General features: G+C 46.6%; 2 protein-coding genes and 1 pseudogene. 2 read left to right on the top strand and 1 reads right to left on the bottom strand.

Going from position 1 to position 1,181, the window contains the following annotated elements:
* The first annotated feature begins 142 nt into the window (after positions 1-142).
* A complete protein-coding gene (locus ACTBDZ_RS18000) occupies positions 143-433 on the top strand; it encodes a DUF1364 domain-containing protein (RefSeq protein ID WP_438816293.1) in 291 nt (96 codons plus the stop codon).
* 331 nt (positions 434-764) lie between these two features.
* A complete protein-coding gene (locus tag ACTBDZ_RS17995) occupies positions 765-1,055 on the top strand; it encodes an HNH endonuclease signature motif containing protein (RefSeq protein ID WP_438816292.1) in 291 nt (96 codons plus the stop codon).
* 57 nt (positions 1,056-1,112) lie between these two features.
* Here ACTBDZ_RS17995 and ACTBDZ_RS17990 read toward each other — a convergent pair.
* Positions 1,113-1,181, bottom strand: a pseudogene (locus tag ACTBDZ_RS17990) (surface-adhesin E family protein); the annotation flags it as partial.

Below are 1,181 nucleotides of genomic sequence, written 5' to 3'. Positions count from 1 at the left end.
TCAGCGCTGAAACGGGCAAAAAAGGCAAGGCGGGTAACAGCAAGGGCAGCGTGTTGTTCATCTGGCGACCGTGGCGCACAACCCCTAAAGGGATGACCGTGGTAAGCAAACACGCGCTGATTAACCGGATGTGGAGGTAGATATGGCGAATCTTAGGAAAGAGGCCAGAGGCCGAGAGTGTCAGGTGAGGCTCTCGGGTATCTGTAACGGCAACGCTGAAACCGTAGTGCTGGCCCATTACCGAATGTCTGGCATTTGCGGCACCGGAATGAAGCCTGACGACCTTTTTGGCGCATGGGCCTGTTCTGCCTGTCACGACGAAATAGACCGCCGCACGCGTATCACCGATGCCGACTATGCCCGGCTGCATCATCTGGAAGGCGTCATGCGCACACAGGCGATTTTACTGGCGCAGGGGAAGATTAAGCGATGAATGGCAAAAACTACCCAACTCAAAAAGAAGTTAATGAACTATATCACTATGATAGTGACACCGGAATATTTAGATATAAGGAAAGGAAAAACATAAGAGAATGCTGGAATGCCACTTATTCCGGGAAGGTGGCCGACTCTCTTGATGGAAGGGGCTATGTTCGTATATCGGTAAACAAAAAACGGGCTTTGTTGAATAAATAGATTTTATGCTGGCAGCCAAGTGAAACGACGGATCCTCGCAACGCAAAATCATGCAGTTAGGCCTCATGAGAAAACTGTACACCTAAGATGACAAGCATTTTCTACCAAAACTGGCATAGAAAAACAGCATGATTACCTATTATTCAACAAAGCCCAAAAAACGATGCAGGGCTCATAGACTTGCTTGGATATATGTATATGGTGTTGAACCTGACGGTGAGATAGATCATATAAACGGAATAAGGAGTGATAATAGAATATGTAATTTTCGTATTGTTGATGATAAGCAGAATGCGAGGAATAGGAGAAAGCAATGGAACCGTCATTCCGCACCTACTTTAAGAATAAATTCGACGGTATCGCTCGCCGAGAACATCAACGATGGTCTCGGCGAGCGATACCGTCGAATTTATTCTTAAAGTGGCTTTGTTGAATAAATCAGAACTTGTAACGACTGTGCCCCATCGGGTCGATTGTTACGTGATGCGAATACTGTTCGGCATTCCTAATAGCGTGATCCGGTTAAGCGCTTTGACCATCGCCAT

Source organism: Symbiopectobacterium sp. (genome assembly GCF_051710365.1).
Classification (GTDB): domain Bacteria; phylum Pseudomonadota; class Gammaproteobacteria; order Enterobacterales; family Enterobacteriaceae; genus Symbiopectobacterium.
The sequence above is the reverse complement of the archived record's forward strand: the minus strand, read 5'-3'. Positions and strand labels throughout refer to the sequence as shown.